This is a genomic window from Rhodococcus sp. NPDC055112, from assembly GCF_053607505.1.
On the sequence record NZ_JBSGTR010000012.1, the window covers coordinates 91417 to 103972 of the forward strand.

Annotated in this window: 12 protein-coding genes and 1 pseudogene; 2 read left to right on the forward strand and 11 right to left on the reverse strand. The window is 64.0% G+C overall.

Features of this window, described 5'->3' with window-relative positions:
- Positions 1-14: 14 nt before the first annotated feature.
- Entirely contained in the window at positions 15-1124 is a 1110-nt protein-coding gene (locus tag ACWFRB_RS08965) for a sensor histidine kinase (RefSeq protein WP_452640384.1), read from the reverse strand.
- The gene (locus ACWFRB_RS08970; RefSeq protein WP_452640386.1) at positions 1121-1762 is read right to left on the reverse strand and encodes a response regulator; all 642 of its coding nucleotides are present in this window, start codon (positions 1760-1762) and stop codon (positions 1121-1123) included. Before ACWFRB_RS08970 ends, ACWFRB_RS08965 begins: the two co-directional genes overlap by 4 nt.
- A gap of 99 nt (positions 1763-1861) precedes the next feature.
- On the opposite strand from ACWFRB_RS08970, the gene ACWFRB_RS08975 reads away from it, so the two are divergent.
- Complete coding sequence (locus ACWFRB_RS08975; RefSeq protein ID WP_452640387.1) at positions 1862-3139, forward strand: DUF418 domain-containing protein; 1278 nt, start codon at positions 1862-1864, stop codon at positions 3137-3139.
- A gap of 295 nt (positions 3140-3434) precedes the next feature.
- Here ACWFRB_RS08975 and ACWFRB_RS08980 read toward each other — a convergent pair whose 3' ends face one another.
- Together ACWFRB_RS08980 and ACWFRB_RS08985 are read right to left on the reverse strand one after the other, a co-directional pair.
- Positions 3435-5726, reverse strand: a complete 2292-nt coding sequence (locus tag ACWFRB_RS08980) for a phosphocholine-specific phospholipase C (RefSeq protein ID WP_452640389.1) — start codon at positions 5724-5726, stop codon at positions 3435-3437.
- A 437-nt stretch (positions 5727-6163) separates the two neighbouring features.
- The gene (locus tag ACWFRB_RS08985) at positions 6164-6415 is read right to left on the reverse strand and encodes a Ca2+-dependent phosphoinositide-specific phospholipase C (protein WP_452640390.1); all 252 of its coding nucleotides are present in this window, start codon (positions 6413-6415) and stop codon (positions 6164-6166) included.
- Between the two features lie 388 nt (positions 6416-6803).
- Between ACWFRB_RS08985 and ACWFRB_RS08990 the strand changes: the two genes are divergently transcribed.
- A complete protein-coding gene (locus ACWFRB_RS08990) occupies positions 6804-7490 on the forward strand; it encodes a TetR/AcrR family transcriptional regulator (RefSeq protein WP_452640391.1) in 687 nt (228 codons plus the stop codon).
- 456 nt (positions 7491-7946) lie between these two features.
- On the opposite strand, the gene ACWFRB_RS08995 is transcribed toward ACWFRB_RS08990, so the two are convergent.
- The 7 genes and pseudogenes from ACWFRB_RS08995 to ACWFRB_RS09025 form a co-directional block, all read right to left on the reverse strand.
- On the reverse strand, positions 7947-9002 hold the full coding sequence (locus ACWFRB_RS08995; protein ID WP_452640393.1) for a hypothetical protein: 1056 nt from the start codon (positions 9000-9002) through the stop codon (positions 7947-7949).
- On the reverse strand, positions 8999-9532 hold the full coding sequence (locus ACWFRB_RS09000) for an RNA polymerase sigma factor (protein WP_452640394.1): 534 nt from the start codon (positions 9530-9532) through the stop codon (positions 8999-9001). Before ACWFRB_RS09000 ends, ACWFRB_RS08995 begins: the two co-directional genes overlap by 4 nt.
- A gap of 133 nt (positions 9533-9665) precedes the next feature.
- Entirely contained in the window at positions 9666-10241 is a 576-nt protein-coding gene (locus tag ACWFRB_RS09005) for a hypothetical protein (RefSeq protein ID WP_452640396.1), read from the reverse strand.
- Between the two features lie 347 nt (positions 10242-10588).
- Positions 10589-11170, reverse strand: a complete 582-nt coding sequence (locus ACWFRB_RS09010) for a GTP-binding protein (RefSeq protein ID WP_452640398.1) — start codon at positions 11168-11170, stop codon at positions 10589-10591.
- A gap of 6 nt (positions 11171-11176) precedes the next feature.
- Complete coding sequence (locus ACWFRB_RS09015; RefSeq protein WP_452640400.1) at positions 11177-11566, reverse strand: DUF742 domain-containing protein; 390 nt, start codon at positions 11564-11566, stop codon at positions 11177-11179.
- A 6-nt stretch (positions 11567-11572) separates the two neighbouring features.
- Positions 11573-11986: a roadblock/LC7 domain-containing protein gene (locus tag ACWFRB_RS09020; protein ID WP_452640407.1), complete on the reverse strand. Its 414-nt coding sequence runs from the start codon at positions 11984-11986 to the stop codon at positions 11573-11575.
- 2 nt (positions 11987-11988) lie between these two features.
- A pseudogene (locus ACWFRB_RS09025) lies at positions 11989-12556 on the reverse strand (sensor histidine kinase); the annotation flags it as partial.

Here is a 12556-nt window from a genome sequence, read left to right on the forward strand (position 1 = left end):
GCTGCCGGGGCTTCTCAGCGCGGGCGTGACGACCAAGGCAGACACAGTTCGACCCGGAAACTCCCGTCGGATTCCGAGTGCGCGCTGAGCGTGCCGCCCAGCAGTTCTGCGCGTTCTGTCAGCCCGCGCAGCCCGTGCCGTGAACCGGGTAGCTCCATTGCAGGAGCATCGGTGTGGCTGTTCACCACAGCAACGGTGATATGTGTTGTACTCGAACCGTAGTCAACTGCGACCCGCGCACCGGGTGCGTGCTTACGGGCATTGGTGAGCGCCTCCTGCACGGTGCGATAGATCGCCCGCTCGATCGCGGCAGGCAGATTCGGCGGCAAGTTGCCGCGGACCGAGACGTCGAGTCCGCTGGACTCCACGAGCTCGACCAACTCGGCGGCGGTCGGTTGGGGAGAAAGACCGGTTGCGCTGGTGCCGGATGCGCGCAGCACGGTGATCATGTGTCGCAGCTCGTCGAGCGTCCGAACACTGAGTGTCCGGATGGTCGCCGCGATGTCCACGGTGAGCTCGTCGCGACTGCTCACCTCCAACGCACCGGCCTGCACCGCGATCAGGCTGACCTGATGGGAGACGACATCATGCATCTCGCGAGCGAGCTGGGCACGGTCACGGGCGAGTGCGGTCTCGGTGCGCAGCAGGTCACCCTCCTCGTGCGCACGGGTGATCTCGGTAATCTTGCCCTGCAACGTGATTCGGGATGCAACCAGACGACCGAGGAGCACCGGGGCCGCAGCGAGCATGACGATGAAGATGAGGTCACTGACGAACCACCGCGTATCGATCCGCCAGTCGATCGGATACCGGCTCACGATCCCCGCGACGCAGAGCGCGGCGACGCACAGCACCACCACAGCATTCTGCCGGGTCCAACGGCCCACGCTGTAGATGGCGATGGCCGGGATCAACACCGACACCCCGAGCGCCGCGACCGGCAAGGTCGCCACGAACGCTACGACCGGAAACCGGGAACGCAGAAAGAGCGCGGCAATACCTATCGCGACGGCAACCTGCACCCGCCCTTCCATACCGCCACCACCGACCAGCCAGATATCCAGCGCCGCAACAACAATCAGCGCCACGAACGCCAGTCGCGCGATCACGGGGTGATCGATCACGGCTGCTCACCGGCGATCAGCCCGGCCTGTTGGGCGATCAAGGCGGCCTGAACGCGGGTCGCTACGCCGAGTTTGGCAAGCACCGCGCTCATATCGTCCTTCACCGTGCCGATGCTGTGCTGGATGAGTTCGGCGATTTCCCGGTTGGACCGGCCAACCGACGCGTGTGCGAGAACGGTGCGCTCTCGCTCGGTCAGCTTCGCGACCGAGTTCACGGACGCGGCGACCGCACTGGACGCGGCGAATCCGCTTATGACCGACCTGGTGACACGGGGCGACAGCACAACGCCACCGGCCGCGAGAGTCTTCACCAGAGTCGCGAGTTGACGAGGATCGGTGTCCTTGAGCAGGAACCCAGACGCGCCCAGCTGCAGTGCCTCGACAACGTATTCGTCCGCGTCGAACGTGGTGAGGATGGCCACGGCGGGCGGTTCGGCGCGTCGCAGCGTCTCGCGCAGGATGGTCAACCCGTCGATGTGCGGCATGCGAATGTCGAGCAGCACCACGTCGGGGCGGTGCAGCTCGATCCGGTCGAGCGCCGTTCGGTCGTCCGCCGTCGCAACGACCTCGATCTCCGGGTCCTGGCCGAGAATCAACTCGAAACCGGTCCTGACCAGCGCTTCGTCGTCGATCACCATCGTTCTGATCATCGGCAGCAACGATACGCCGGTCGACCGGGCGACGAGTGGCCGAAGTTTGTGCAGCCAGGTGGCTGGCACGAATCGTCCCCAAGGGCGATGCCGGGCAGTCTGCCGCGCCATAGCGTCGGACACCACTTGAGAGGAAGGGACCGCGTCGTGACGACCACTGCCACAGCCGAAGCCACTGTGGGGGACAAACCGAAGAGCGAGCGAGTTCTCACGCTGGATGTGCTGCGCGGTATCGCCATTCTGGGCACGCTGGCCAGCAATGTCTGGATCTTCACAAGTGGCTTCGGGACACTCCAAGGCTCGGAGGCCACGAGCAATTGGCTGCACATGTTCTCGGCATGGCTGCCGAACGGCAAGTTTCTGGGGCTGCTCACCATCATGTTCGGTATTGGGCTCGAGATCCAGCGTCAGTCCGCACTGCGGGCGGGCGCGAGATGGCCGGGCAAATATCCAGTACGCGCTCTGCTGTTGTTCGCCGACGGTGTACTGAACTACATCTTCGTCGTCCAGTTCGATGTGCTGCGCGCCTACGCCGTCGTGGGTGTGCTCGTCGCGTTTCTGCTGCTGACGAGCGAACGGGTCCAGTACTGGCTGATCGGTTTGTTTCTGACCGTGCATTTCGCGGTGATGGCCTGGCAGGGCCACCGCGACAGCGTCGATCCCCCGGAGATGGACCCGGCACGGATGGACCCAACACCGATAGACCCGACGCGGGCCGACACACTGCCCAGCGACACCATTCCCAGCAGCTACCTCGCCGACGTGGTCTCCAACATCAAGAGCCTCGGCTGGAGCTTCGGCTACGGATCGGAGTTCCTGACCATCCTGCTCATGGGACTGGGCCTGTTCCTGCTCGGCGCGAAGCTATACCGAATCGGCATCTTCACGGAGGAGAGGCGCCGGCTGCGGTTCGCATTGATGAGCTTCGGATTCGGTGTCGCATTACCACTCGACTACCTACTGTCCATGACCTCGGTATTCCCGCCGAACCTCAACCAGTTCGCCAGGTACGGTGCCGCCGCCGGCGTCGCTCTCGGCATCCTGGCACTGACCGGCGAGTACATCGGCCGACGCGGTCGGGTCGGCGCCCCGGGCCGCATGCTGTCCAACGTCGGCCGGATGGCCCTGAGCTGCTACCTGCTGCAGAACGTACTCGGCGTGCTCGCTCAGCGGTTTCTCTTCAACCGTCCGTTCTTCCAACAACTCGATCCGACCTACGGCACGTACGCGGTATTCGCGACGATCTCCGCGCTCCTGATCGTGTTCTCGTGGGCCTGGTTGCGGAAGTTCACCCGCGGCCCCTTCGAGCTGGCCTGGAACTGGTCATATCGCAAGCTCACCCGCGAGGGCCGCAGTACCGGATAGCGAATCCGGGTTGGCTCGTTGGCGAGACAACGGCCGAGACAGGTTGGGTGCCTGCGCGATCCTCCTCTCCCCGTTCGAGCGTTATGAGCGGACCTGCTGCTGCGCCGCTAGGCCCGGAGGAGGGCGCAGCCGGCCGTTTCGGTGTTCGAGGACGGTGGGCGCCGTGCGGATCCTGCTTCCACGCAGCACATCGCCGCTGGGGTGTCCACAGCACGCGATGCCCGTCAATCGACAGAGACGGTCAAAATGACACCCAGGAAGGCCCCGGCCCCTGCGGTTCGGGGCCTTCCTGGGATCAGCGGGGTTGCCGGATGGGGGCTGCCATGGCGGGATCGCTGGTGCTGTGGCGTCCGGTCTCCACTCGTCCGGCCAACCGACGCTCGAAGCCCGGAACGTCTGGGCTCGTGACAGTCAGGTCGTACCAGTTCCCGCTGTCGCGCAGCGAAACACGGTGCTCGACCTTTTTGCGTGGTTCCAGCGAGAGATCCCAAGGGCCGTCCGCCGAATACTCGTTGACAGCGATGGTCACCGCTGTCTTGGAGCGGCCGACGTTGGAAATGTGGATCGTGAGCTCATCGCCCCGCGTTGTGGTGGTCACCTCGAGTCCGGGCGATTGCTTGCCGGGCCCGGAGCTGCCGCCAGAGCCCGAGGATCCAACGCCGCCGGGGGCCGAGTCGATCAGGGTTCCAGCGAACTTCCGGTACCAGCCATTCGGCCCATACACCTGGAGCGCGTAGCGACCATCGTCCGTGCTCACATCCCACGTGCCGGCCAGCTTGCGGCGTGATTCGACGGTGTACCGCCGCGGAATCGCACCGAGATGAAGGAGATCATAGACATGGAACACCGCACCGGCTCGGCCTTTGTTGTCGAACTCCAACTCCAACTGCCCGCTCTTCACGGTCGCGGTGGCGTGGAGGTCATAAGGAAGCGCACGCGAGTAGCGGACGCCGGGTTCCTGCCACACCGGTTGCGGCTCCGCCGGCGGCAGGGCAACGGGCTTGCCGGCCTGCTCGGCCTCGATCCTCGCGAAGCCGCTGGTGTCCGGGAGCTCGGGCCTGGACGGGTCGTTGGGCGTCTCGAAATCAAACGCGGAGGTGAGGTCGCCGGAGACAGCGCGATGCCAGGGGCTGATGGCCGGGACGGTGATGTCGAACCGACGTTCAAGGAACTGCCCGACGGAGGTGTGGTCGAACACCTGGGAGTCGACCCATCCGCCCTTGCTCCACGGAGAGATGACATACATGGGGACGCGGGGCCCCATTCCCCAGGGCCTCAGATCGCCGGTCCGATTGTCGCGGGGATCACGGTAGGGGTACCTGACAGGCCGCCCGGCTTCATCAGAGCTCAGCTCGTCCAGGATCACGCCCTTGTCGTCGCGGAAGTACATCCCCTCGACCGGGACCGTCGAGGCACCGGCGAGATTCCCGTCCGCCCGATACGAGGGCACCGCGGGCGGTGGCATGTGATCGAAGAATCCGTCATTCTCGTCAAAGGTGAGGAAACACACCGTGCTACCCCACACATCGACATTCGAGGTCAGCACTTCCAGTATTTTGTTGGTGAAATCGGCTCCGCTGAGCGCGCTTGAACCTGCGGCATGTTCGGATTGCGCCTGCGACGGCAGAATCCAGGACACCTTCGGAAGTGTTCCGCGCTCGACATCGTTGGCCAGATCCTTCAGCGACCACCCTTTGAGTCCGTTTTCATAGATCGGGGATCCGGGCTTCGCGGTGCGGAAACTCTCGAACGCCAGGCCGCCGTGCATGGCGCCGGTCCAGTTGTCATTGGGATCTTGGTAGATCCGCCAGGAGACTCCGGCCTTCTCGAGAACGTCGGGGATGGTGGGCCAACGGAAAGAGCTTCCCCGATACGTGTATCCCGGGTCGGGGAAATGGCCCTTGACCCAGGCGCGCAGGTTGATCGGTTCGGAGTCGGCGTCAGTGCAATTTATGCCCTTCTTCCGCAGTTCCGGGTTGAAGTTGGAGCCGGAGAAGAACATGATTCGGTTCGGGTCGGTGCCGCTCTGCACCGAGCAGTGGTAGGCATCGCAAATCGTGAACGCCTCGGCCAACGCGAACTGGAACGGCAGCTCTTGTCGCTGGTAGTGACCCATCGACAGACCGTTCGGGACCACCTGGCCCGTCGTCTTGGCCAGCTCGACGTCATACTTGTAAAGCGGCCAGTGGTCGAGCTTGCCCTGCCCCCAGGCTGCCTGAGCATCGGGGAAGTTATGCGCCGTCGAGTGAATCTTGATGGCATTCATCTGGTCTTTATCGAGGTGGAACGGAGGCACTTCTTTGGTCCCGTCGGATTGATACCAGACAGGCTTTCCGCTATCGAGGGGAATCGGGAATCGGTCACCGAATCCACGGACTCCACGCAAGGTGCCGAAGTAGTGATCGAACGAACGATTTTCCTGCATCAGGATGACGATATGGTCGACGTCCTTGATGGAGCCCTCGCGAACATTGGCTGGTACCGCCATTGCCCTGCGAATGCTGGGCGGAAGTGCAGAGAATATTGCTGCGGCACCGGCTACCGTCGCACCATTTCGGAGAAAACTCCGCCTACTCAAGTCACTCATGAATTTTCCTTCCACTACGTAGGGATCGCGCGGGTTCGCGCGGCGTGGGCTACCTTTTGCCGTGGCCAAAGGCCCGCAAGGAATGGCCCCACTAACCGGGACTTCGTTTGCGTTCAGATTGGTTATCGTCAGTCTCGCGGGGTTGGTCGACTGGCAGAGATTCCGCGGACATCGGGACGGAGCTCGGGCGTGCTAGCTACCGAGCCTCGAGCCCTTTGTCTCGGAGCGTCCGCCGCCCGAAGAGCCCCCGCCAGGCGGGGCCTGCATGAAGGCCGGGTTCTCGACGTCCACGGGCGCACAACTCGCGGGCGCGTTCACCGGGTTGCAGCGGGCCGGGGTGCCGCCGGGAACCTAGACGGCGTATTCGTTGTTCAGCCTTGGGTCCGGTTCCGGATAGTCGGTGCTGACGTTCTGGACACCGGGTGTGAAATACCGCGTCACGAGCGGCGATGTTGATGGTTTCGGGCCTCGGCGTGGCTGGCATCGGCACGGGTGCGCACCAGGTAGCCGGCTTCGACCAGCTCGCTGATCCGGGCGGCGTTCTGGACCGACTGGAGCGCCAGGATCACCGCGGCATCCGGGTTGCCCGGCTGCGAAGCGGAGAACACAACGCGGCCGGCCAGACTGCCTCCGGGCGGAGGAAGTACCTGTGGGATCAGCCCGGAGGGATACCTGTTGTGCGTACCCATCGCCTGGATCTGGTTCAGGCGCAGCGTGTCGTCGAGCGGGTGCGATGACCGAGGACAGGGCCGCGGCACGCGCAACCCAGCGCAGCCGCGACCGGCACTTGGGCAATCTCATGGACACCTCTCCGTTTCGAGTCGGAACGAATAACCGCAGTTCAAGGCGGCCGGTGTGAGTGCCTGCCGCGCTGTGATCGCAAATGCTAAGTGCGCACTCGGCATTTGTCTAGCCTCTGAAACGGTGGCGTTCCGGCGCCCGCTGCGTCCTCGGGTACCACTGGTCCGATGCTCTGGCGCGGCGTCGGCCCGGGTGCGAGTCGTCGACCGATCCATTGGGGCGAGCCACTAGGCTGGACTGCCGATAGTCGCTCGCGCATGCAAGGGAGGGGCCGCGATGGCGCCCGAACAGACGGACTCCCCGGACGGCACACCCGCGTCCAAGCGGCGGCCTCGCCCGCGGCGCAGGTATGCACCGGGGGAGGACACCCGCGAGCGGGTCCTCGCCGCCGCAATCAACCACTTCTCCCGCAACGGCTACGCCAACACCTCCATCGCCCGGATCGCGGCGGACGCCGGCATCAGCGATGCCGCCGTCATCCACCACTTCGGAACGAAGCAGGAACTGTTCTTCACCGCCATCGACCTGCGCGAGCAGCCGTTCATGCCCGCCTTCGCGCCGTCCCTGTCAGTGCGGGAGCTGTTCCAGCAGCTCGTCACGTCGGTCCGCGAGAGCATGCGACACCCCGAACTCGTGCGATTCCGCGCCGTGCTCAACGGGGAAGCGTTGCTCGAATCGAATCCCGCAAGCGAGCGGATGCGGAGCAACATGACCGGAATCCACTCGGCCCTCATTCCGGTTCTCGAGCGGGGCATAGCCAACGGCGAGCTCAAGCCAGATGTCGACGCGCGGCAGGTGGTCCTCGAACTCCTCGCCCTCATCGAGGGGCTGCGATCGCATTGGGCGATCCTGCCCGACGAAATCGACCTTCCCGTGGTCTTCGAGGCGGCGGCCGACGCACTGCTGGCACGCATAACCGTTGACGGAAAAGGCCTTTCGATGCTCGACGGCGTCGACCGCTGAAGCATCCGACGGTGCGGTGCGCACTACCGCGCACGACTCTGCAAACCGGACAGGGGTTCTCGGAGCACCCTCGCCATCGGTGCCATGTGGCACCATCGGGAACCCGACACGCAGACTGACGCTTCGTCGACAGCCCAGAATCGGATTCGTCCGTTCAGATGGCCGTCACGCCAATCTAGAACTCATCCAGATTCGTGCCATCGGGAGCGCCCGTCACGTGGGATCGCCGACTGGTCAACCTATCCAATCCGCATGCAGCCCAGCATGAACCGGCAATTGTGGCACCCCTCCATCGATCACTAGAGCGTTCACTCATTGACCCGTCGTGTTCACCTATCGAATCCGCGGGCGGAATTGAAACCACGTGCCTGCGTATTGCGGCTAGTCATATCGAAAAGGTATGTGTACGGCGGGTCGCGCTCAGCCATTCTGGCCTGGCCGCCATCTCCCTACCGATCACCCGGTCGAATCCACGTAGGCAGCGTCAAGCCATACCGTGTAACTCACGGTGGACGGCAGCGGGATTGAGACCGAGGCAGCGGCCGGTTTCAAGGCGATCTGCTCATAGTCCAGCAACGCACCCGTTGTCTCATCGAAGACGATGACGAGCCGCTTGTCGGCCGTTGTGGTGCTGATTGCGACACCCGGGCGCCCTTCGCGGTCGTCGACTGCCCCCAGAACCTCGATGTCGTCCTGGTCAGCGAGAACGCGAAGGAAAGCGGATTGCAGTCCCGGGGAGACGATCTGCGAGCTCCAGGAGTCGGTGAACGCCGCGAACCACTGCGCCGCAACCCGACTCGAGCCCTCGGAGAGAAGACGGGCACGAAGCGACTCGACTGAAAGACCGCCTGAGTCGAGTCGGCTCCACGGGAAGTCGCTGGGCCCAACGTCTGACGATCGGGTCTCACCCTTCTCGGTGTCAGCGATGCGCCCTGATCCGTCTTCGGCCGTCCACTGCTCGCGGTCGATCTCCGCAATCTCGGAGCTGATGACCCCTCCCTCGGTGGTGCGATCCGAGGATAGGTACCACCCACGGGTCTTTCGATACTCGTATCGACCTTCGCCCCGCGACGGAGGCTGGTCCTCAGCCTTGTTGGCGAGGTGCTCGAGTAGATCCTTCGACGAGACCGGCTTGCTGTAGGCCACGAACTCCAGCATTGGTGCGGTGGGAACGTCACCTGGATGCCCGATCGGCGGGGAAAAGACCATCTCTTCGGAGTCGGTCGGAGGAAGTGAAAACGACGCTCCGGACGGGGATGTGACGCCGTCCGCCGGGCGCTCGTTTACCAGGATCGTTGCGACGCCTGCGACCAACCCCGCCGCGACCACGATGCTCGCGGCGACAAACAAAGGGCTTCGGCGCAGGCTGCGCGACTGCGGCCCCAGCGGCACATCGTCTTGCGTTTGGGCGAGGATCTCCTCCAATTGCCCGTCCGGTGGTGCCAGGTGCGCGTTCGGCGGGAAGGGGTTGTGCCGGCCCATCCTGGTGAGGACTGATCGGTCGTCGTTCATTTCGCATCCTTTCCGATCCGAACCGTGGAGACGACATGGCCTGCTTCTTGGGCGATCAGTGCGGCCTCTAAACGACGGCGGGCCCGGTGGTGACGGACCGCGAAGGCTGTGATGCTGCACCCCATAACGTCGGCCGACTGGGCGTGGGTGAGCCCATCCCACACCGTCAGCATCAGTGCTTCCCGGTCTCGCTCTGACAGTGAGTCGATAGCGCCGAACACCGCCAGTCGTTCTAATGCCTCGTGGTCTGCGCCTGGCTCGGATGCAGACATACGCGGCAACATTCGCGCGACCAGCGCGTCCTGTCGTCCGTCCCTGCGCTGGTGCTCCGACAGGACATTCCGCGCGGTGACAAGCAGCCACGGCAACGGGTCATGGGGAAGCTGGCACAGCTTCTTCCATGCGATCAGGAAGGTTTCGTCGGTAGCCTCCTGCGCTACCGATTCCGGAGCCCGCCGGCCTGCGTACGATCTCACCCGGACATACAGCCGCGTGTACATCTCGGTGAACCTCACCTCATCAGCGCCCATCGAGCCCCCTCCGCCCACATCGTCAACTAGTAACCGTCGCGCGGGAGCGGGAACTTACACAGTTCGCTGAATCCCACTCCTCACGATCGCCAACGAACCGTGAGTCGAGTCCAATCGCGTTACGTGAGGGTCGCTAGTGGGGACAGGTGATCGTGCCGACCGCTGTCGTTGGCGATCCTTCACTTCGGTTGCCCTCTGCCGTGTTGATCATCGAGAACGCCACCGCAGATTTGTCGCCACTTGAGTGGACGGCAATGCTGTTGCTGTCGGGTGCCGCCATCTGGACGTATGTGCCTGTCGAATCGGCGAATGCCAGGATGGCCTGCGCGGTCCATTCGTCCGTGCCCTCCAACCGCGCCTCATCCATGACGACCACGGAGAGGATGTAGAAGTCCTCGGTCGGATAGTTGTCGACGCCGGAGAACTGTTTCGTCGTCTGCGTCGTGAGGTTGTATGTCCGGCTCTTGTTCTCGGCGTCATCGGTGCACGACAGATCTGCTGGGTCGTTGCTGACCGCTGTTCCCGACCACAGTCCATCGAGGGTGAATCTGGCACCCGGCGTCGTCGGGGCAGGGAGCTCGGGTACCTCCGGTAGGGCCCGCGAGCCCGTGTGACCGTTCTTCGAGAACACGGCCGCGGGTGAAGCCGGGTGCGGGTTGATCGACTCCGCCGCACATCCGGTGATGAGACCGAGCGTCAGGAGCGGCATCCACACCCGACGGTTGATCGCTCTTCTCTTAATCGTGTGCTCAGTGTGCACGAGGACAGACTGTGCCCATGCTCGTTCGATTCCGCCTGTCGTCCAACCTGGGGCCCGCCTCCATGCCTCTCCATCGCTCCGCCCCACCCGTCCGTCCGCTCCCCTGCCGCGGACACCGAGTCTTGAGAAGAATCGGACACGTTGAGATTTGGAGCAGAATTCGGACGTTTGATCTCAAGACTTGCGTCGTAACCCACCAGCGGGCCGCAGCTACTGGAGGTGGACGCGCTGCGGTGTGCGAACCGCCCCGCCGACTCCGGAGCCTGATCCGGCCGCGACGACGAACGCTGCGTTGCTCAGGCCGCTGAGTTGCTGACCTGGGTAATGAGGTGTTCGACGAGCGTTATCAGTACAGACTTGCACGACTCGCGATCACGAGCGTCGCAAAGCACGACGGGGGTATTGGTGTCGAGGTCGAGCGCCTCGCGAACCTCGTCAGTTGTGTAGGCCTGGGAGCTTTCAAAGCAGTTCACCGCGACCGTGAAGGCGACACCGCGCCGTTCGAAGAAGTCGATGGCGGCGAACGAGTTCTCCAACCGACGGGTGTCTGCGAGAACGACGGCGCCGAGGGCCCCGCGCACCAGTTCGTCCCAAAGGAACCAGAACCGGTCCTGTCCAGGCGTGCCGAACAGGTACAGAACCAAGCTTTCATCGAGGGTGATACGACCGAAGTCCAGGGCCACGGTGGTCGTGGTCTTGCCCTCCACGCCCGACAAATCGTCGATGCCGGTGGACAATTCGGTAATCGTTTCCTCGGTACGCAGTGGTGTGATCTCGCTGACGGAGGCCACCATCGTGGTCTTACCGACTCCGAAGCCGCCGGCTACGAGGATCTTGACCGAAGCAGCCAGGTCGGCTGAGGACGCATTGTCAGGCATAGTGGTCTACAGCTTTCGGATTCCGTCGAGTACTGCTTGCAGAATGTTCAGGTCGCCGATCCCGGCAATATCGTTGTAGGAGTCGGGGCTGGCGGGAGCCCGGAAGTTCAGCATTCCCTCGGCGATGAGATCACCGACCAGGATTTTGGTAACCGCCAGAGGCAGATTCAGGTGCGCCGAGACCTCGGCCACCGACTGCGCAGTACTGCACAACTGAACGATCTCCGCGTACTCCGTTTCGACGTGCTGCAGCCGCGGAGCGGGGGACACGGTCACTACCAGCGTGAGCATGTCGAGATCGTGTCCCGCGCCCATCGTGCGGCCCCGCGTGACGGCGTACGGGCGCACCAGGGGGCCGGCCGCATCGTCGAACCACGATTGCCCAATACGTGTCACGGCAATCTACGCTCCCTGCTCGGCCACACCGGTACGCGGATCGGCGGACAGGAAGCTACCGACACGCTGCACAGTCAGGTTCATTTCATACGCGACCATGCCCAGATTCGCGGTGTCGGCGGCCTGCAATGCAATACATGCGTTGCTTCCGGCCGCCGTCACGAACAGCACCGCCTTCTCGAGTTCGATGACGGCCTGGCGAACGGCGCCGCCTTGAAATCGATGTCCCGCGCTGCGTGCGAGCCCGTACAGGGTGGCGGACATGGCGCCGAAGTGCTCGGCGTCCTCACGACTCATGGAGGTGGATCGACCCAGCAGCAGCCCATCGGTGGAAAGCACGACTGCGTAGCGCACCCCGGCGAGACGATTGACCAGATCGTCGAGAAGCCAGTTCAGATCACCTGAGTTAGAAGTCGTCACCTTCACCTTCCTTCACCTTCCATTTCGTCCCTGGTGGCATGCCCGATCGGGGGTTCCGAATGCCGAGCCTGCTGGGTACCGTACGCGATGGCGGACATCAGATCTCGCGCTTGCTCCGCCGATTGTTGCGGCTGCTGCGCTTCCACCTCGAGCTGAGTATCGTGCGCCAGCTCCGGTGCCAGACTGGCCTGCCGACGACGGCGCGGCAGGCTTGGGCGAGCGCCACCGCCGTTGTCGTGCAACGGTTGCGGGGTATGGGACTCCGGTTCGACAGCGGGGGCCGGCGGCTCGTGCCACGGGGTTTCCACAGGATGTTCCGTGCGCTCGGCGTGTGGCGCGCCATCGATGTGCTCGAGGTGCGCCCACGCCCGCGGCGGGGCCACCGACTGTGCCGGCTGTTCGATGGGAGGCACTGGAGCCGGGGGCGCCAGTGTTGCGACACCACCTGCAGCCGAGGAAGATTCGGAAGAACCGAGTTCTGGAATCGGGCTGGCCATCCGCATCTCGGGCCGAAGTCCGGCGAACCGATCTGGCAGATGGCCGGCCATGGGTCTCGCATCGGCGGCGACC

Coding starts and splice junctions, on each gene's coding strand:
- ACWFRB_RS08970 (WP_452640386.1), bottom strand. CDS start 1,762: ATGGTGATCGACGACGAAGCGCTGGTCAGGACCGGTTTCGAGTTGATT.
- ACWFRB_RS08975 (WP_452640387.1), top strand. CDS start 1,862: ATGCCGGGCAGTCTGCCGCGCCATAGCGTCGGACACCACTTGAGAGGA.
- ACWFRB_RS08980 (WP_452640389.1), bottom strand. CDS start 5,726: ATGAGTGACTTGAGTAGGCGGAGTTTTCTCCGAAATGGTGCGACGGTA.
- ACWFRB_RS08985 (WP_452640390.1), bottom strand. CDS start 6,415: ATGGGTACGCACAACAGGTATCCCTCCGGGCTGATCCCACAGGTACTT.
- ACWFRB_RS08990 (WP_452640391.1), top strand. CDS start 6,804: ATGGCGCCCGAACAGACGGACTCCCCGGACGGCACACCCGCGTCCAAG.
- ACWFRB_RS08995 (WP_452640393.1), bottom strand. CDS start 9,002: ATGAACGACGACCGATCAGTCCTCACCAGGATGGGCCGGCACAACCCC.
- ACWFRB_RS09000 (WP_452640394.1), bottom strand. CDS start 9,532: ATGGGCGCTGATGAGGTGAGGTTCACCGAGATGTACACGCGGCTGTAT.
- ACWFRB_RS09005 (WP_452640396.1), bottom strand. CDS start 10,241: ATGCCGCTCCTGACGCTCGGTCTCATCACCGGATGTGCGGCGGAGTCG.
- ACWFRB_RS09010 (WP_452640398.1), bottom strand. CDS start 11,170: ATGCCTGACAATGCGTCCTCAGCCGACCTGGCTGCTTCGGTCAAGATC.